Origin of the sequence: Thermus brockianus, from assembly GCF_001880325.1 — a bacterium.
In the GTDB taxonomy this organism is placed as follows: Bacteria; Deinococcota; Deinococci; order Deinococcales; family Thermaceae; genus Thermus; species Thermus brockianus.
The window spans coordinates 146,053-163,584 of the sequence record NZ_CP016313.1 but is presented as its reverse complement, the minus strand read 5'-3'; the positions used below and the strand labels follow the sequence as shown (position 1 = coordinate 163,584).

Here is a 17,532-nt window from a genome sequence, read left to right as displayed (position 1 = left end):
GAGGTTACGGTACCATGCGCACCGCCGCGGTCTTCCTTAGCCTGATGCAAGCCCAAGACCTACCGGAGCTCTACGCCCGGGCGGCAGAGGGGGCCATGGCCCACCTGGGGGCCGAGGGCGCCTACCTCCTCCGGTTGGAGGCGGGGCGGTACCGGGTGGTGGGGGCAGCGGGCACAGCGGGGCTGGCCCGGGGCCTCCGCCTGCCCCCAGAGTGGGAGCCACGGGAAGGGACCACGCCACCCCCCGGCCCCTTGGGCTTCTCCCCGGACGGCAAAAGGCGGCTCGGCCACATGGCCCGCCGCGGCTCCCTGGTCCTGGCCCTGGAGGGAGTAGGACCCTTGGGGGAGGAGAAGGAGGTTCTGGAGGCCCTCTTGGAGGCAGTGGCCCTGCGGGAGGGCCGCATGGCGGGCCTTTCCACCCTGGAGGTCCTCCTCTCCCTCTCCCGAAGGCTACGGCAAGGCGCTTCCTTGGCGGAGGAGATCCGGGGGGCTTTGGAGGTCCTCTTGGAGCGCACCGGCCTGGAAGTGGGGGTGCTCTTCCGGCTGGAGGGAGAAGCTTTCCGGCCCTGGGTCCTCGCCGGGGTGTACCCGCCGGACTACCCCGAGCTGTACCGCCGGCACGCCGTGCGTCTGGGCATGGGGGCTACGGCCCTCCTAAAGGGGCGTGACTTCGCCGTCATCCCCGACTACCAAACCTTCCCCCACGCCCTCCCCCCCATGCGGGAGGCGGGCTTGCGCACCGTGGTCCTCGCCCTTTTGGAGCGGGCCGGTAAGCCGTATGGCGCCCTGGCCCTCGCCAGCTTCGCCCGCCCCGTGGAGGTCTCCCCGGAAGGGGTGGCCCTCCTGCGGGTGGCCCGGGAGGAGCTGGAGGGGTACCTGGAGCGGCGCCTCCAAACCGAGGGGCTTCTCATGGCCCTTTCCGCCATCCTAGAGCGCCTGGACTACGAAACCGAGGGGCACATGCGGCGGGTGGCGGAGCTGGCCGTGGCCCTGGGGGAAAGGGCGGGGGTGAAGGACCTGGAGTGCCTGCGCATCGGGGCCTACCTCCACGACCTGGGGAAGCTCTTCGTCCCCCGGGAGATCCTGGACAAGGATGGCCCCCTGGTCACCCGGGAGTGGCGCCTGGTGAAGACGCACCCCGAGCTGGGGTACGAGGTCCTGGCCCGGGTGCCCTTCCTATCCCAGGCGGCGTTGGAGGTGGTCCTCTACCACCACGAGCATTGGGACGGCACGGGCTACCCCCGGGGGCTCAAGGGGGAGGAGATCCCTTTGCACGTCCGGGTCTTCGCCGTGGCGGATGTGTGGGACGCCCTGGTGAGCCCAAGGCCCTACAAGCCCGCCTACGACCCGAAGCGGGCGGAGAAGGAGCTTAGGGCTATGGCGGGGAAGAAGCTAGACCCGAGGCTGGTTCAGCTCTTTTTGACCCTGCGTGCCGCGAGGGAGGAGGTAAAGAAAAGATGACGAGCAAAGATACCCTGGAGATCCTGCTGGACGCCCCGGAACTCCCGGAGGCGGAGGTGCAGGCCTTGGCCCAGGACCTGGAAGCGGTGGTGGCCCGGTACCTGCCGGGCCACCCCGTGCGGTTGCTTTCCGGGGTGGACGAGCGGGAGCGAAGGTGGCTCCGCTTGGTGATCGAGCTAGGCCACGTTCCCGAGCGCTGAGGACCCCCTGAAAGGGGAATACCTTCACCCAATAGGGACACTCAACCTTGAGCGTCCCCACAACCTGGCCTACGGCCGACTTACCATCGCGACGCGCAAACCCCTTCGGTGTCCACCTACGTCGGAGTAGACGACTCCCTCCAAACCCAGGGCCGCAAACTCCAAAGACCTCAACGGCATCTAGAAAATACCCTCGCCAAATCCCTCTCCCTCGTCCTCTTTTTCCCGGGCCAAGACCTCGGCAAGGGCCAAGCTCACTGCCAAAATTTTCCGCAAACCTTTTTCTCCTCTCCCTCTGACCTTTCCCCTTCTACCGCACCCTACAAAACGTCCATGCCCCCTTGGCCCACAGGCACCAGGTTTACAGCTGTGCCCCCCCGAGGCCACCCTAGGAGTAGCGTCTTTGGAAGCTTTTGCAGGGTGTGTTCTGGTGGCGGTGACGAAAGCTAGGAAAAGAGGGCGTACGGTCTATTCGGAAGGCGAAGCGGGGATGGAGGTGCGGGACCCTAGGTTTCCCGAGCCGGAAGCGGTGTTCGGCCTCTCAGTTCAGTTTCATTCTTCACCGGCCCCTTCGGACCGGTGCAACTCAATTTCATAGAGCCGATATAACCGCCTCCTTGAGCCACCTGCATAGCCCGGTACCCCGTGCCCCGTCCAACGGCTATCCTAAAGGGCGCGAAGAGCCCCGTGATCCCGGGGGTTCATGGCCACACCCCCGGCCAGGCAGGTGGGCCCTCAGGTGGGCCGGATGTTCGCGCGTGTCGCCACCAGGGGCCTCCCCTCCGCAGCTTCCGGCCCTATCGGGGCATACCGCGGTTACGGGACGACGCCTAGGGCTTTGGTCCGAGGTCCGTCCAAGTTTGCCCTTTGGGCACGATGAGTTTGACCCCGGTCCGCCGTATCTTGCGGTCGAAGCTCACCACCGGCTTGCCCTCAGCCCGGGCAAGCTCGGCCAAGAAGAGGTCAGGAAAGTCCAGGCCGCTTTCCGGATATGCTTCCAAGGCGCCCCGCAAGGCCTCCTCCTCTCGCGGAACAAAAGGCCGTGCCGAAAGAAGGGCGAGGAGCTCGCGGGCCACCTCCCTCGGGGAGAGGCCGTAAAGGCGTCCCTCCAGGACGTAGACCACCTCCGCCACGTGTATTGGGTGCACCTCAAGGGCAAGGCCACGGCGTTCCGCCTCCAAGGCGAAGGCCCGGGCCGCCTGGTACATGGGCTCAGGGTGTCGGGTGAGGAGGCGCAGGAGAAAGTTGGCGTCCACGATCATCGGCGCCACCTCTGGCGCGCCTCCTCCCGCTCTGCGGCGAAGAGGGCTTCTGGGCTTGGGAAGCTGGTCCTGGGGGGATGGCCGGGAAGGGCATCCAGGACCTCCGCAAGGCTCCGCCTCCTCCACGGGATGAGGCGGATGGCCTCCCCCTCCAGCTGGACAAGAAGCTCATCCCCGGCCTTGAGGCCCAAGGCTTCCCGTACCGGCTTGGGTAGGACCACCTGGCCTTTGGTTGAGAGACGGGTGAGCGGCATACGAATATCTTACCAAATGTAAGATGAACCTGTCCGGTTCGCACAAGGAGGTACCCCACGGACGGGGGATAGCCTACCGGCGACCCCCCGGGAAGCGGTGAAGGAAAATGTGGCCGAGGTCCTCCCGATTCTCCTGAGGCTAGCCGAGAGGCCTTCCCGCGCCGACATGGCGGACGAAAGGAGGGCTACCACCCCTGAGTCGCCGCTACACTCATGAGGTCCTCCGTCCTAAGGGGGAGATAGGCGGAAGGTAGGCTCACGCGTTTCGTCCCGAAGCTTCTCGCCTCCCTCCTAGTCCACGGTATCTGGCTCCTAGGGGGGAGGAGGGGCTAGCCGGTAACGTGGTCTATGCTATGCGTGTATGCGCCTAACCGTGTACCTTCCCGAGGACTTAGCCCGCCTCCTGCGGGAAGCCGCCGCCCACGAGGGCAAGTCCTTAAGCGCCCTCACCGCCAAGGCCCTCGCCTTCTACTTGCGCGACCGGCGCCGAACCGCCCTAGGGCGGAAGGTTCTGGAAGTGGCCGGCCGCACCCGCCTCACCGAGGAAGCCCACCGCCTCCTGGAAGAGGGGCGGCGTGACCGGCCTTGACACCGGGTTCTTCCTACCTGGCGAAGGAGCTACCGGGATTCCTCGCTATCCGGCTCCCCCAGGAGCGTCCCGCTCCCTCCCGGATCGCCCCCAAATGGGAAGGTTTTCTCTCCTGGCGGCGCGGAGGGCCTATTCGGCATGGGCACCCCCACCGCCAGGCTGCCTCCCTTGATTGTGGCCCCAAGCGGAAGGTTAAGGAAGGCTCAAGGTTGGGAAGGAACGGCCATGGGCACCATGAGGGCATGCGGACCAGCCTCCTTCCCTTCACCCTCTTCCTCCTTACCGCTTGCGTTCCCGTCTTTGTGGGAGCGGAAACCCTGCTGGTCTCCAAGCGCTTCGGCCTGGTTTTGCCTGAGGCCCAGCTCCTCGCCCGCGTGGAGGAGGGGAGCGTGGAGATCACCGAGTTCACCTATCCTCCCCAAAGCGGCTACCGGCCCAGGAGCGTGGAGGACCTTAGGGGGGTGGGCTCCCTCCTGGAGGGGCAGCTACGGGCCCAGGGGTTTTCCGTGATCTGCCGGCGGGAGAACCTCTCCCTCTTGGGGGACGCCTACTGGATCGTGCGGATGGCCCGTGGGGGGGAAGGGGTGGGGCTCCTGCTCCAGCCCTTGGCCCTGCCCGACCGCTACCGCCTGGAGGTGGCCCTGACCCCACCCGAACCGGTTCCCTTCACGTGTCCACCGCGCTAGGCCGCCGCCGGCAAGGGTTGCGGGCATCCGCGCCTCCCCGGTCCAGCCCCAGGCCTGCAGCCCCTCTCCCGGCCTCGCGCGGAGGCGGTGCGGGGGCCTAGGCCCCTTCCACGCCCAGGCGCGGCAACGCCCTGGAGGTGTGGGACGAGGGGGGCGGGTCTAGGGCAACCTCCCCCCCTGGCCCTCGGCGGGCCTTCCCCCTTCCCCCAGAAGCCGCTATAGGAGCACCTCCACCCCTTCCCCTGCCAGGAGTTCCTGCCAGCGGTGGGGGGCCTCCGTGTGCACGGGCAGGAGGTACCTGGGCTTCAGGCGCCGCACCCACGCCACCAGGTCCCCCTCCGGGGCGTGGCCCGAGGTGTGGTAGGGGTTCTCCACCCGGGAGGGGTCATCGGGAAGCGGGCGGAGGGACTTGGGGTAGAGGTCAAATTCCAGCCGTTTCAGCCACTCCAGGAGGACCCTAAGGTCCAGGATCTGCTCCTGGTCCGCCCAGAAGGCGTTGGAGAAAACGTAGACCCCCCTGCGGGAGGGCCGCCCCGAGGCCCTCTCCAGAAGGCGCAGGTCCAGGAGGCGGTTGATCTCGTAGAAGCCCAGGGCGAGGAGGTAGGCGGCGGGGTCCTGGGCCACCTCCTCCAGGGTCACGGGGCGGATGCCCCCCTGGGCCCAAAGCGCCTCCTCCCACCCGTCCCGGCGCCCCTTGGGTTCCCGGAGGACCAGGACCTCCCGGAGGACCCCCGTCCAGGGTTCGCGTTCCGCCTCTGCCAGGGCCAAGAGGAGGTAGGCGTCCTTGGGGGTGACCACCAGGGCCCGGCCCAGATCCCTCCCCACTTCCAGGCAGGAGAGGAGGCGCTCCAGGTTCCTCGGAGCGAAGTCCACCACCGCGGGGGCCTCCGGGTGCTCCTTCAGGAGGCCGTGCAGAGCCTCCCGCACCTCCCCCTCCGTGGGGGCTTTCCCCGGGCGGCCAAGCCGGGTGCCCTCCACCATCAGGAGGAAGACCTCCCGCCCCTCCAGGGCGCGGAGGAAGTCCTCCGTCTTCGCCCCCCAGCGCCCGTGCCCCCGCAGGTCCCCCGTGTAGACCACGAGGCCCGCGGGTGTGTCCAGGGCGTAGGCCACCGCCCCCGGCACGGAGTGGTCCACGGGGAAGGGGTGCACCCGGAAGGGCCCTAGGGACAAGGGGGCCTCCGCGGGCTCCCAGGGGTGGCCCTCCAGGGTCTTGGTCTTGGCCGGGCTCTGGTGGGGGAAGGCCTTCAGGGTGCCGTGGAGGAGGCGGTAGGGGCGGCGCAGGTAGCGCTTCCGGTCCCCCTCCAAAACCCCCTCCTTCCCCGGCTGCCGGGGCGTCACGTAGGCGGCCTCCCCATCCATCCCCACCTGGGCGGTGTCCTGCATGGCCTTGACGATGGCGGCAGTGGCGGCGCTGGCCACGATGGGCATGTCCCGCCTAAGGTAGGCCACGGCCCCGGTGTGGTCCAGGTGGGCGTGGGTGAGGAGGAGGGCGAGGATCCGCTCCCCGTCCAGCTCCCCCGTCAGGAGGCCCTTCCGTTCAGCCTCCGAGAGGAAGAGGGTGTCCTGGGGGTCGTCCCGGTAGAGGCCCCGGATGGGGGGAAGGAGCCCGAGGAGGAGGAGGTCCCTAAGGCCCAAGGCGGAGCGGGGGGAGAGGAACTCCGTGAAGAACTTCCCCCAGCGGGCGAAGGGCTTGCCGAAGTCCAGGAGCACCGCCCCCTCCCCCGCCTCCAAAAGGATCTGGTTGCCCCCGATCTCCCCCCATCCCCCAAAGAGGGTGAGGCGGAGGGGGTCTAAATCCACCCGTTTCATAGACTCCTCCCGGCATAGATTCTAAGATGGGTCGGGTTATACCTTGCAACCAAGACCTTCCTGCGCACCTTACCGCTCAGCCCAGAAGATAAGGGGGCCGCGATCCTTGTTCGCGAGCGCTACAGGAACGTGGGGCGCATCAGAGCCCCCCTTTCCTCCGAGAGCCCTCAGGCTAACCCCCGACCGAACCAGGTGCTCCATCCAAGTTCTAGATGGAGGCTGGGGGCGCCGACTGGGAAACCCAGCCTGGAGCCCTTCTGCAGCCTCTTTGGGCTAGCCTTGCCTGGGCCTTTAGGCTAGGGCGTGTTCGGAGGTAGGGTGCGGTTGTAACTCAGACCCAACGCCGAAACGCTCCGCAAAAGGGCCTCCTCGTTAACCAAAAGCCATCTCCTAACCTCAAAAGGAGCATGTTGCATCAGCCAGCTCTTGGCCGCCACCCCGCGCCCAACGACCAAAGCGTTGACCCAGTAGCCCAGGGCATTGCCCTTCATCGCCTCCAGATCGCCCCGGCGCTTCCCCTCCAGAAACGCCTTCCGGTACCTCGCCACCTCCCGGAGGGTGAGGCTAGGAAGGTTTCGGGTAACCTCGTAAAACACCGAGCCGTCGTAGGCGTAAACCCGAACCACTCCCGGGGAGAGGGCAAACGGCAGGTCACCGAAATAGCTGTAGATACGGGCCAGCACCAGTTCAAAGCGGCCATCCCCATCGAGATCCCGAAGCTCAAGACTTCCATCTCCCAATTCCTCGTAGAGCAGGTTGCGCACCCCCCCTTCCTGGGTGAACAGGTAAACGGTAAGGCAGCAGTGAGCTCCGCCCGAGAAGTCAGTGATCAGAAGTTCCTTCGGAGCCTTACCCGTCACCTCGCCAAAGGAGGCGTTGAGTAACCACCCCTGGATCTCCAACTGGGTGCGCTCGCCCGCCAGGATTCGTGCCACTTGACCCCCTTCAGGCTTTCCCTCTATGCGCAGGGTGTAGCCGCCCCACGCCACGGTTTTGAGGGGCCTTTGAGCGAGGCCTAGAGGTCCCAGGGCCAAAACGACCAGTAGGAGAAGCACCTGCAATCCCATTCCCTTAGGGTCTAGGGCACGATACCCCGACCAAACATTTGGTCGGATAGGCATAACCCCAGGTTGCCATCAGGCAACGGAACCCCCTCACCCCCTTTCCACGACATACTACACACCCTCCTTGCCAACGCTAATCCCAGTGCACCTCTAGAGCCACCTAGGGATAGGCGGCGCTCGAGGCCCCGGTAGGGCGCATTACCCAAGGGGGCATCCCCGCCTCCCAGGTTGCCAAGGGAACGGGGAACCCCAACGGTTCACGCTGTAGCGCCTGGTCTTCCGGGTTTCCGGACCCTGAGCCTCTCCGCCCACCTGGCGGTTCAAGTCATCGCCTGGGCGGGACGCAAGGGGAAGCCGGGCCATGGGCTTGCGCCCCACATAGCCGCTGTTGCGGTGCTTGGCGCTCCAGAAGCGGCAATGGATGGGGAGAGCGGAAAGGAGGTCGCGTAGGACATTCCCTAGGCCGATTCACGTTGTGACCCAGGAGGGGTTTGTCCTAAGGCGAGGTGGGGATGGATGAGAAAACGCGCTCACCCAACACGTCCTTCAGTAACCTACAACCTTCCGCGCACTAAGACGCCCCACAGAGAGACCCCCCCGATGTCGCGCTCCGAAGCTGCGCTTCCTTGCGTGAAGGTTCCCCGGACTTCGGTCCGGGAGCGCTCGGTGAAGGCCCAGGGGGAGGGGAACCCTACCCCCCTTTCCACGCCCATGCAGGAAGGCCAGGGCCGAGGCGGGCCCCGTTCCTGCCCCCACCCCACTTTTTTCAAGAAGAGGGGCCCCTGTTTCTATCCTTATGCCTATGAAGGACCCCAAGGTCATCCCCCTAGCCCCCTTCGACGAGCCCAACAACCTTAGCCGCCTTCTCTGGGCTATTTACGAGGGGAAGCCATTCGTCCCCCATTCACATATTTCCCCCACTCAACCCCCCAGCTACCAGATGGCCGAGTTTGTGGCCTATGCGCAACTGACGTTCGAGTCCATTCTCGCCCAAGGGAACGTCCCGGAGTCCCAGGTGCTCCGGTGGATGCGGGAAATAGACATACCCCGAGAGAAGTACGCTTCTTGGGAAGCCACTGTTGGGGGCCACGAAGGAGTGAGACGCGCCCTCTATGGCTACGTTTTCCCTTCTCAGGCGAGCACCCTTTTCTTCTACTACAACCTCCCCTGGCCGGACCCCTTGGAGGTGGAAGAGTGGGTCGTGGGTCTCCGCTCTATCCCCCAGTTACCCGACATTCCCCCAGGCATCCTGCGGTACCTCTTCCTCCTCGGGAGGCCCTTGAACTACCCCGAAACGCCTACGACAGCTGGTGGGGAACAAATGGTCCCCCCAGATGGGTCTCTACATCACCTACGCTCAACGCCCCGAGGTCCCTATGGAACACCGGAAGATCTTCGTGGAGCTAGCCGTGTTCATGGGGTTGCAGGACGAGAAACGTATTCGGGAGTGGAGAGCCCGCTACTGGTACCTCATTCCCCGCTACAAAAAGGGCACTTGGAACGAGGACCTCAAGGGCAAATGGAGTTCTTGGTGGATGAAAGCAGGAACCCCGAATGGGTCGGCGCAGGAGAAAGCGTTTGTCGCTAAGTTGCGGGAGGAATACTTGATAAAAGCGGGATGGAAAATCTGATCGGCGCTGAGCCTGGGCGCTATAGTTAACCTGATGTGTAGGGCGCCCCTCCGCCTCTTCCTTCACCACGAGGCGGTCTCCTTGTTCCGTAAGGAGGCCACGAGGGGGGCATCCCTCTTTTCCGGCGAAAATCGGGGCGTCAATAGTACCCCGTTTTTTGCTGAGAAGAGGATTAGAACGGGGAGGGTTCACCCCCACGGAAGCCGCTTGGGGAGCGAACTCCCCGCTCTCAGGACAATAGAGATGCTCTGCCCCCTCTCGCGACCTGCCCCCACCCCCCACTAACCGGGCAGGGTTCTAGACTGTCCGCTCTCCGGGTCTCCCCCCGGAGAGCGCACTTTTTGACCGAAGGACACCCCCTCCGACTCATAAACCTTCGTTTTTTCTCTTAACGGGGGTTTTACCCCCTCTTTTTTCTCCTGAACGGTCCCTCGAGCCCTTCTATTTTTGACGCTTGATCCTCACGCCGGGTCCCGGGAGCATTCAAAAAAAAGATTGAAAGGGGGGTGGCACCTGTTTCCAAAAAAGCCCGGTCATGAAATGCTCCGCGGCGAGAAAATGTCCACGAGAACAAAGGTCCGCTTGGCCCCTTCGCGTAAAGCCTCTTACCAGATAAGGATCCGCCCCCCCTCCGCTCGGGGCGTTCCTTGAGGTGCGCCTCCAGGTCCTCGAGGCTAGCAAAGGCTACAAGCCCCGAGCCCATGAGGGTGCGCACCCTGTGGTTGTGGTAAAGGAGGGCCTCTTGCGCTCCAACCAGCGGGGAGAAATCCGGGTGCCCCGTAGGTAGTCCGCCAAGTAGACTTTACTCGCCTTGCAAGCTAGTCCACCCCACCCATTCAACCGGTCCAAAAGGCAGGCAAGGTTGTAGTAAAAAGGGCCTTTCCAGAAGGCGGCTACTCCCCCTCACAGGTCGTGGAGGGAGGTGGGATAGAGGGCGCGGGGGTAGCGCCGGGATCTACCTCTTTGACCGTTGGGGGTGGGAGGGGCTACGTCTTGGGCCAGGCGGAGCGGGACTGGGGGCCTCCTTGGGGGGTCGGTTCTCGGCGAGGGAAGCCGCGCTCGCCCATGCCTGTGCAGCACCTCACGGTGGTTTGCCCAAGAGGGTCTAAAGGCCTCTTTGGGATGCGGTCTGGGCAAGGGTTAGGACGTTGGAGAAGATTTCGGTCTATGGATCACCCTTGTAGCCCCTGGAGCGGGCCGGCTACAATATGGAAGCTCGCCACCCTGCTGTGGAGCCCATTAGCCGCTATCCCTATGCACCCAAGCACAAGGTGGGTGGCAAGTTCCGGGTAGGTTGTTGAAGACGGGTGGAGCCTATGCGTAAACGGAGGGCAGGAGCGACGTTATTTCTGGGGCTACTCCTATTCGTAGCCTCCTGTACCGATCCCACCGGCGGGAGCACAAACTTGCGGGAACTCGTGGTTCAAGTTGGTGAAGGTGGCCGGGTAGCGGTCCGACACGATGGCTTGACCGAAGTCTGTCCATCAGGGCAAGTGTGCGCCTACCGGCTTCGCCCCGACAGGAGCGTGGAGCTCCGGGCGCTTCCCGAAGGGGACTATTTCTTTTCCGGCTGGGTGGGGGATTGCAGCGGCTACGCCCCTTGCAGCCTGGATATGGCCCAGAACCGGCGGGTAGAGGCGCGATTTGCGGCCCGGGTAGGGGACTTCACCTTAGGACCGGTGCCCGATCCTGTGGTGGTCCCGGCCGGAGCTGTCGTGGAGGTAGCAGTGCCCCTTCAGCGGGTCGAGGGCTTTAACGCTCCTCCGGAAGCCCTACTCGTGGTCCTGACGGGGCCATTGGTGGGCGACGCGGTGGACCAGGTGGCCTGCCGGTACCGGCCCGACCGTTCGGGCCCAGACCGGTTGGTGTTGGAGTTTAGGGGGCCTGAACCAAAGCAGGTCTGGACGTACCTGGCCGCTCCAGCGCGCTTGAGCGTGAAAGTGGGCGCGCTGGAAAAAACTCTGGACTTTATCTTGGCCACGACCCCATGCGCGGCCGGATGCGGGGGGTAGGGTATGCGCAAGGTTTGGCTCCTTCTCGTGGTGCTAGCGTCGTGCACCCAGCCAACGCAACGTGAGGGGGGCGTGGCAGCTCCCTGGGAGCCCGTGTGGGTGGCGTTACCGGACGGACGGGAAGCCCTGGTAATGGGCAGGGTCATTCCCCACGACCCCAACCACCTGCTGGTAGAAGGGGACATCCTGGTGCCGCGGCGCTCCTTTCCAAGACCTGGAGAGGTTGCGCCGCAGGGGTTTACTTTGGAGCCCTTTTTCTATGGAGCTTTGTGGCCCCAGGGCCGGGTACCTTACACCATTGACCCAGCGGTGAACGAGGCCCAGCGGGCCCGGATCCTCGAGGCCATCGCGCACATTGAGGAGAAGACCTCCATCCGCTTCGTAGAGCGCACCAGCGAGCCGGATTACGTGCGCTTTATGGTGGACAACGACCAGGACACCTGTTGGTCACCCGTAGGGTGGGTAGGTGGCGCGCAGGACTTGGACGTGTACTGCGGCCGAGATGGGGTTCCGTCCACGGGCACGGTGGTTCACGAGATCCTCCATGCCCTGGGCTTTTGGCACGAGCATAGCCGCAGCGACCGCGATGAGTACGTGGAGATCCTTTGGGACAACATCGTGGACGAGTACCGCTACGCCTTTGATAAGCTAGGCCTGAAAGGGCGCCTCCAAGGGGCTTACGATTATGACTCCGTCATGCACTACTCCGCCCGGGCCTTCTCCAAGAACGGCCAGCTCACCATCCGGCCCAAGAACGGGGTGCCCCCAGAGCGGCTCGGGCAACGCCAAGGGCTAAGTCAGGGGGACATCGCGGCCATCCAGGCCTATTACGGGACGCCGCTCTTGCGCCTTCAGGGCTGGTTCCACCAAACCACCTTCTTGGAGGCCTATGCCTTTTCGCAAGAACTGCGCAATGTCGGGGCGGTGCCTTTCCAGGTCTTGCGCGTGGAGGTGGGCGGGACCTGGTTGGAAGACGCCACGCCCCCCACAGGTGTTCTCCCCCCTGGTGCAAGCGTCCCGTTGGGCCTCAAAGCCAAGGCCTGCCCCGGGCCCGGCCTACAAACCGATACCCTGCGCCTAGAGCTGGAAGGAGGGACGGTTTACACCCTGGCCCGCACCCGGGCCTGCTACCGCAACCAAGAACCCCGCCAGATGACCCTGCTACGGCTTGACCCCGTGGGTCCCGAATCGTTGCAGCTCACCTTTGCCGAGTGGAGTTGGGCTAAGCGATACCGTTTGGAGGCCAAGGTGGGCCAACAAGCGATTTCCACGCCCTACAGCGAAATCCAGATGGACCGGCCTCAGCCCCTTTACGCTGCCGTACTCCGCCTGGAAGGGCGGAGCGGTCAGGAGGTGTGCCTCACCCTCACGCCCCTGGACTCCACGGTGAATCCCCCCACCTCGGCCGAGGCTTGCCACGTCGTCCCGTGATGGCCAGGGGATAACGGGCAAGCCCACAAGGAGATCGCCAGGGGGGTGGTCCGGGGCTCACGGTCTCGCTTCGGCGTGGGCCTTGACGCCCCCTAATACCTGTTATATAACAGGTATTAGGGGGTTCCTATGAAACTGCCTTCCGGGCAACAGCGGGTGCTGAAGGCCGTGGCGGAAATGGTCCAGGAGGGGCTTTCCCCCACGGCCCACGACCTCACGCGCCTCCTTGGCCTGCGGCCCCAAACCCTGCGGCAACACCTCGAGGCCCTGGAGAGGAAGGGCCTCCTCCGCCTCCACCCCGCCGGCCACGGCCGCCCCACCCACCTGGAACTCACCCCCGAGGGCCTCCTGGTGGCGGGGACGGCCATCCCCTTGGTGGGCCGCATCCCCGCAGGCCCCCTGGAGGAGTCCCTCGAGGAGGCCGAGGGCCTCCTGGCCCTCCCGGGCAGGCCCGGCCTCTTCGCCCTGGTGGTGGAGGGGGACAGCATGGCCGAGTACCTCCTGGAGGGGGACGTGGTGGTGGTGGAGCGGGGGCCCAGGCCGAGGCGGGGCGAGGTGGCGGCGGTCCTCCACCAAGGGCGGACCACCTTGAAGTACGTCTACCTGGAGGGGGATGAGGTGGTCCTCAGGCCCCACAACCCCGCCTACCCCACCCTGCGCCTCCCCGCGGGGGAGGTGGAGGTGCAGGGGGTCTTCCGCTTCCTCCTGCGGGGGCGGGAGGCCCTGGAGGCCCTCAAGATCCTGCGGAGGCTCTAGATGGTGGCCGCCGCCCTCTTCCGCCCTTGGGCCGTCTGGCTCCTTGGACGGGAGCGGCCCGAGCTCAAAAACCTCCCCCTGGCCCTCCACCGGGGCGGGCGGGTGGTGGCCCTCTCCCCCCAGGCCCAAAGGCTCGGGGTGCGGGAGGGGATGGGGGTGGAGGTGGCCCGGATACGGGCGGCGGGCCTCCACCTTCTCCCCTACCCCGCCCACGCCGCCCCCGCCTGGCGGGCCCTCCTCCAGGAGCTTTACCGCCTCACCCCCTGGGTGGAGCCTTTGGCGGAGGGAGCCGTCCTCCTCCGGCTCACGCCCGCCGAGGCCCGGCTCCTGGCGGAGGGGTACGGGGTGCGGGTGGGAGTGGCCGCCTGGCGGGAGGTGGCCCTCCTGGCCGCCTGGTCCGCCCGGGAAGGGGAAGCCCGGGTGGTGGCGGAAGGGGCGGAGCGGGCCTTCCTGGACCGGCTCCCCCTTTACCTCCTGAGGGGGGTGGGGTTGGGCCTCGAGGGGCTTGGGAAGCTCCGGCTCCTGGGCCTAAAGCGGGTGGGCGAACTCCTCGCCTGGAGCCCCGCCCAGCTCCGCGCCTACCTCCCGGAAGGGGAAAGGCTTCTCCCCTACCTCCACGGCCCCTGGCGCCCTGGCGTGGCCCGCTTCCCCGAGGGGCGATGGGTGGAGGCCAGGCTCCCCCTGGACCTCGAGGTGGATGGGGGGCCTGGGCTTCTGGCGCACCTGGCCCAGAGGCTCCACCGGGGGCTCGCCGGCCAGGCCGCCACCTGGGTGGCGGTGGAGGCGGTGGGGGCGGGGCTTCGCTTCCGCGGGGAGCACCTGGCCAAGGCCCCCTTGCGGGGGGAGAAGGAGGTGCGGCTCGCCCTGGAGCTGGCCTTCCGGCGCAGCGGGGCCTGGGGGATGCCCCTGGAGGAGGTGCGGGCGGTGGCCTCGGGCCTCCACCGCCCCGCCCACCAGGAGGGGCTTTTCCGCCGGCCGGGAACCGGGCTCGCAACCCTCCTGGCCCGCTACCCCGGGGCGCTTTTGCGGGTGGAGGTCCTGGACCCGGAGGCCCTGGCCCCGGAATGGGGCTTCCGCTACCGGAGCCTGGAGGTGGAGGATGCGGCTTTACCTGGTGCCCCTAAAGGTCCTCTGCCACGGGGGAAACCCCGGTGGGTGGTCCTGGGCAGGAAGCGGCGGGTGGTGCGCCTCCTGGACCGCTGGCGGGCCGGCGGGCGCTGGTGGCGCCTTGAGCCCGGGCGGGACTACTTCCTCCTGGAGGTGGAGGGGGGGCTTGTCCTGGAGGTCTACCGGGAGGGGGAAGGATGGGTGCTGAGCCGGATCCTGGACTAGCCCTGCTCTGGACGGAGTCCTACTTCGGCCGGGGAGTTTCCTCCCCCGAGAGGCTTCTGGAGGTGGCCTCGGCCCTGGGCCACACCCACCTGGCCCTCACGGACTGGCTCTCCCTCTCCGGGGGGGTGCGCCTCCACCGCCACGCCGAGGCCCTGGGGGTGGTGCCCCTCCTGGGGGCGGGGCTTCCCCTAAAAACCCCGGAGGGCACCTTCCCCGTCCTCCTCCTGGCGGGGAGCCGGGAGGGGTACGCCCGGCTCTCCGCCCACCTGACCCAGGCCCTGGCGGAGGGGAGCCTCCCCCTGGAGGCCCTCCTGGCGGCCAACGAGGACCTGGTCCTCCTCACAGGGGGGCGGGAGGGCTTCCCAAGCCGCCTCCTGGCGCAAAGGCGCCTGGAGGCCTTGGACCGCCTCCTGAAGGCCCTGAAGGAGGCCTTTGGGGATCGGCTTTTCCTCTCCCTCTACCACGCCCGCCTCCCGGGGGACGACCGCCGGGCCCGGGTCCTGCGGGCCCTGGCCCAGGACCGGGGCCTGCCCTACGTGGCGGCCCTCGAGGTGCGCCAGGCCTCGCCGGACCTCTACCCCCTCCTGGACGCCCTCACCTGCGCCCGGCTGGGCCTGAGCGTGGAGGTGCCCCACCCGGACCGGCCCCGGAACGAGGCCCTGGCCCTGCCCAGCCGGGAGGAGGCCCTGGACCGCCTCCCCTTCCCCGAGGCCTGGGCCAACGCCCGCGCCCTGGGGAAGGCCCTGGCCTTCCCCTTCCTGCCCGAAAGGAGCCTGGACCCCCCCGTCCCCCTCCCCCCTGGGCAGACCCCCATGGGGGCGCTTTCCCGCCTGGCCTGGGAGGCCCTGGAGCGCCGCTACCCCCAAAGGCCCGCCTACCGGGAGCGCCTCAGGGAGGAACTCGCCACCGTGGAGGCCCTGGGCCTCGCCGGCTTCTTCCTCCTGGCCCACGGGGTGGCCGCCTGGGCCCGGAGCCGGGGCATCCTGGCCTCCGCCCGGGGGAGCGCCGTGGGGAGCCTCCTCGCCCACCTTCTGGACCTCACCCCCGTGGACCCGGTGGCGGAGGGCCTCCTCTTCGAGCGCTTCCTCCACGGGGGGATGAAGGCCCTGCCGGACATTGACCTGGACCTGGCGAGCCGCCGCCGGGAGGAGGTGATCCGCCACCTGGAGGAGGCCTACGGGGCAGAGGAGGCCATGGCCGCCGCCTACGTCACCTACCGCCTGCCCCTGGCGGTGCAGGACCTGGGGCGGGCCTTAGGCCTGCCCGCCCCCTTGCGCCACCGCCTCACCCGGGCCCTGGGCCGGGACTTCCGCCACCTCTCCCCCCACCGGGCAAAAGAGGCGGAGCCCCTTTTCCGGGAGGTGCTGGGGGAGGCGCCCGTGAAGGACCTCCTCCTCGCCCTCCTCGCCCGCATGGAAAAGGGGCAGGTGCGCCACCTCACCCCCCACGTGGGCGGGGTGGTGGTGGCCCCCGGCCCCCTCACCCGCTACGCCCCCGTGGTGCGGAGCACCGGGGGGATCCGCATGCTCACCCTGGACAAAGACGACCTCGAGGCCCTCGGCCTGGTGAAGCTGGACCTCTTGGGCCTGCGCACCCTCTCGGCCCTGGAAAGGGCCCGGGAGGAGGTCTTCCGCCTGGAGGGGGTCTGGCTGGACCTGGAGCGCCTCCCCCAGGAGGAGGCGGTTTACCGCCCCCTCTGGCGGGGGGAAACCCTGGGGGTCTTCCAACTGGAAAGCCCCGCCCAGACCGCCATGGGCCGGAAGCTCCGCCCGAGAAGCCTGGAGGACCTGGCCCACCAGATCGCCCTGGTCCGCCCGGGGCCCATCCAGTCGGGAACGGTGCGCCCCTACCTGGCCCGGCGCCTGGGCCAGGAGGCGAGGCCCCCCCTGCCCCCGGCCCTGGAGCCCATCCTGGGGAAGACCCAAGGGGTCCTCCTCTTCCAAGAGCAACTCCTCCGCCTCCTCCACCACGGGGCGGGGATGGACTGGCCGGAGGCGGAGGCCTTCCGCAAGGCGGTGGCCAAGGCCCGGGACGAGGAGGACCTCCGCCCCTTGCGGGAGAGGTTCCTGCGGGGCCTTGCGGCCACCTTGGGCCTTGCGGGGGAGGAGGCGGAGGCCCTGTGGCGCATGGTGGAGGGGTTCCGGGGCTATGGCTTCACGGAGAGCCACGCCCTGGCCTTCGCCCGCCACGCCTACGCCACGCTCTGGCTCAAGGCCCACTATCCGGCGGAGTTCCTGGCGGGCCTCCTCTCCGAGGCCCCCGGCATGTGGCCCCTTTCCACCCTGCGCCAGGAGGCGAGGCGGCTTGGGGTGCCCTTTCTGCCCCTTTGCGTCAACCGCTCGGGCCTCCACTACCGGGTGGAGGTCCAAGGGGGGGTGAAGGCCCTCCGCCCGCCCCTCACCGCCGCCCAGGGGGTTTCGGAAGGGGTGGCCCGGGCCATCCTGCGGGAGAGGCTTCGGGGGCCTTTCCGCTCCCTGGAGGAGTTCCGCGCCCGCCTGGACCCACCCCAGGACGCCCTCCTCTCCCTGGCCCGGGCCGGGGCCTTTGAAGGCCTCCACCCCAGGCGGGAGGCCCTTTTCCGCGCTGGCCTCGCCCCCCAGGGCCCCCTGCTGGCGGAAGGGGTCCCGCCCCCACCCCTCCCCCCTTTGGAGGCCGGGGAGCGGCTCGCCTTGGACCTCGAGGCCAAGGGTTTTTCCGAACTCCCCCTCCACCCCATGGACCTCCTCCGGGGCCGGCTGGAGGAACTCGGGGCCACCCCCATTCCCCTCCTCCGCCCAGGACCTGCCCTCACCGCCGGGCTCGTGGTGGCCAAGCAGAAGCCCCCGACCGCCCGGGGCTACGCCTTTTATGTCCTCGAGGACGGCCCCCACCGCCTCCAGGCGGTCATCCCCCCGGAGGTGTGGGCGAGGCGCTACCCCACCCTGCGGGACGCCCGGGTCTTGCTGGTCCAGGGAGCGCTCCAAGGAGGGGCCATGCGGGTGGAGGAGGTGTGGGACCTGGAAGGGTCCACCGCCTAGCCCCGTCCCCATCCGTGTCCCCCGTGTGC

At 67.5% G+C, this 17,532-nt stretch carries 13 protein-coding genes; 9 read left to right on the top strand and 4 right to left on the bottom strand.

The genetic code is table 11. The features are described from left to right. Positions 1 to 14 precede the first annotated feature (14 nt). On the top strand, positions 15 to 1,460 hold the full coding sequence (locus A0O31_RS11720) for an HD-GYP domain-containing protein (RefSeq protein ID WP_071678121.1): 1,446 nt from the start codon (positions 15 to 17) through the stop codon (positions 1,458 to 1,460). Further along, positions 1,457 to 1,660: a hypothetical protein gene (locus tag A0O31_RS11715; protein ID WP_071678120.1), complete on the top strand. Its 204-nt coding sequence runs from the start codon at positions 1,457 to 1,459 to the stop codon at positions 1,658 to 1,660. The genes A0O31_RS11720 and A0O31_RS11715 overlap by 4 nt, the downstream gene beginning before the upstream one ends. 830 nt (positions 1,661 to 2,490) lie before the next feature. On the opposite strand, the gene A0O31_RS11710 is transcribed toward A0O31_RS11715, so the two are convergent. Beyond that, positions 2,491 to 2,922: a PIN domain-containing protein gene (locus A0O31_RS11710; protein WP_071678119.1), complete on the bottom strand. Its 432-nt coding sequence runs from the start codon at positions 2,920 to 2,922 to the stop codon at positions 2,491 to 2,493. Continuing rightward, a complete protein-coding gene (locus tag A0O31_RS11705; protein WP_084720346.1) occupies positions 2,919 to 3,176 on the bottom strand; it encodes an AbrB/MazE/SpoVT family DNA-binding domain-containing protein in 258 nt (85 codons plus the stop codon). Before A0O31_RS11705 ends, A0O31_RS11710 begins: the two co-directional genes overlap by 4 nt. 361 nt (positions 3,177 to 3,537) lie before the next feature. On the opposite strand from A0O31_RS11705, the gene A0O31_RS11700 reads away from it, so the two are divergent. After that, positions 3,538 to 3,765, top strand: a complete 228-nt coding sequence (locus A0O31_RS11700; protein ID WP_071678117.1) for a ribbon-helix-helix protein, CopG family — start codon at positions 3,538 to 3,540, stop codon at positions 3,763 to 3,765. A 242-nt stretch (positions 3,766 to 4,007) separates the two neighbouring features. Beyond that, positions 4,008 to 4,451 carry a hypothetical protein gene (locus A0O31_RS11695; protein WP_237259075.1) on the top strand — a complete coding sequence of 148 codons (444 nt, stop codon included), beginning with the start codon at positions 4,008 to 4,010 and terminating at the stop codon, positions 4,449 to 4,451. A 216-nt stretch (positions 4,452 to 4,667) separates the two neighbouring features. On the opposite strand, the gene A0O31_RS13405 is transcribed toward A0O31_RS11695, so the two are convergent. Then, a complete protein-coding gene (locus tag A0O31_RS13405; RefSeq protein ID WP_071678116.1) occupies positions 4,668 to 6,260 on the bottom strand; it encodes an MBL fold metallo-hydrolase RNA specificity domain-containing protein in 1,593 nt (530 codons plus the stop codon). Positions 6,261 to 6,556: 296 nt separating this feature from the next. Continuing rightward, complete coding sequence (locus A0O31_RS11685) at positions 6,557 to 7,195, bottom strand: hypothetical protein (RefSeq protein ID WP_152024478.1); 639 nt, start codon at positions 7,193 to 7,195, stop codon at positions 6,557 to 6,559. A gap of 1,463 nt (positions 7,196 to 8,658) precedes the next feature. Here A0O31_RS11685 and A0O31_RS11680 point away from each other — a divergent pair. The 5 genes from A0O31_RS11680 to dnaE all read left to right on the top strand — a co-directional run bounded on the left by A0O31_RS11680 (position 8,659) and on the right by dnaE (position 17,503). Beyond that, on the top strand, positions 8,659 to 8,955 hold the full coding sequence (locus A0O31_RS11680) for a hypothetical protein (protein ID WP_071678114.1): 297 nt from the start codon (positions 8,659 to 8,661) through the stop codon (positions 8,953 to 8,955). A 2,084-nt stretch (positions 8,956 to 11,039) separates the two neighbouring features. Beyond that, the gene (locus A0O31_RS11670) at positions 11,040 to 12,398 is read left to right on the top strand and encodes a M12 family metallopeptidase (RefSeq protein WP_161489869.1); all 1,359 of its coding nucleotides are present in this window, start codon (positions 11,040 to 11,042) and stop codon (positions 12,396 to 12,398) included. 129 nt (positions 12,399 to 12,527) lie between these two features. Further along, positions 12,528 to 13,154 carry a LexA family protein gene (locus A0O31_RS11665; RefSeq protein ID WP_071678111.1) on the top strand — a complete coding sequence of 209 codons (627 nt, stop codon included), beginning with the start codon at positions 12,528 to 12,530 and terminating at the stop codon, positions 13,152 to 13,154. After that, positions 13,155 to 14,486, top strand: a complete 1,332-nt coding sequence (locus tag A0O31_RS12800) for a Y-family DNA polymerase (protein ID WP_071678110.1) — start codon at positions 13,155 to 13,157, stop codon at positions 14,484 to 14,486. After that, positions 14,459 to 17,503: a DNA polymerase III subunit alpha gene (dnaE, locus tag A0O31_RS11655; RefSeq protein ID WP_071678109.1), complete on the top strand. Its 3,045-nt coding sequence runs from the start codon at positions 14,459 to 14,461 to the stop codon at positions 17,501 to 17,503. Before A0O31_RS12800 ends, dnaE begins: the two co-directional genes overlap by 28 nt. The last annotated feature ends 29 nt before the right edge of the window (positions 17,504 to 17,532 follow it).

Excerpts from the sequence above, each read along its gene's own strand:
- A0O31_RS11715 (WP_071678120.1), top strand. The coding sequence starts at position 1,457 with ATGACGAGCAAAGATACCCTGGAGATCCTGCTGGACGCCCCGGAACTC.
- A0O31_RS11720 (WP_071678121.1), top strand. The coding sequence starts at position 15 with ATGCGCACCGCCGCGGTCTTCCTTAGCCTGATGCAAGCCCAAGACCTA.
- A0O31_RS11705 (WP_084720346.1), bottom strand. The coding sequence starts at position 3,176 with ATGCCGCTCACCCGTCTCTCAACCAAAGGCCAGGTGGTCCTACCCAAG.
- dnaE (WP_071678109.1), top strand. The coding sequence starts at position 14,459 with ATGGGTGCTGAGCCGGATCCTGGACTAGCCCTGCTCTGGACGGAGTCC.
- A0O31_RS11665 (WP_071678111.1), top strand. The coding sequence starts at position 12,528 with ATGAAACTGCCTTCCGGGCAACAGCGGGTGCTGAAGGCCGTGGCGGAA.
- A0O31_RS11700 (WP_071678117.1), top strand. The coding sequence starts at position 3,538 with ATGCGCCTAACCGTGTACCTTCCCGAGGACTTAGCCCGCCTCCTGCGG.
- A0O31_RS11680 (WP_071678114.1), top strand. The coding sequence starts at position 8,659 with ATGGGTCTCTACATCACCTACGCTCAACGCCCCGAGGTCCCTATGGAA.
- A0O31_RS12800 (WP_071678110.1), top strand. The coding sequence starts at position 13,155 with ATGGTGGCCGCCGCCCTCTTCCGCCCTTGGGCCGTCTGGCTCCTTGGA.
- A0O31_RS11710 (WP_071678119.1), bottom strand. The coding sequence starts at position 2,922 with ATGATCGTGGACGCCAACTTTCTCCTGCGCCTCCTCACCCGACACCCT.
- A0O31_RS13405 (WP_071678116.1), bottom strand. The coding sequence starts at position 6,260 with ATGAAACGGGTGGATTTAGACCCCCTCCGCCTCACCCTCTTTGGGGGA.
- A0O31_RS11695 (WP_237259075.1), top strand. The coding sequence starts at position 4,008 with ATGCGGACCAGCCTCCTTCCCTTCACCCTCTTCCTCCTTACCGCTTGC.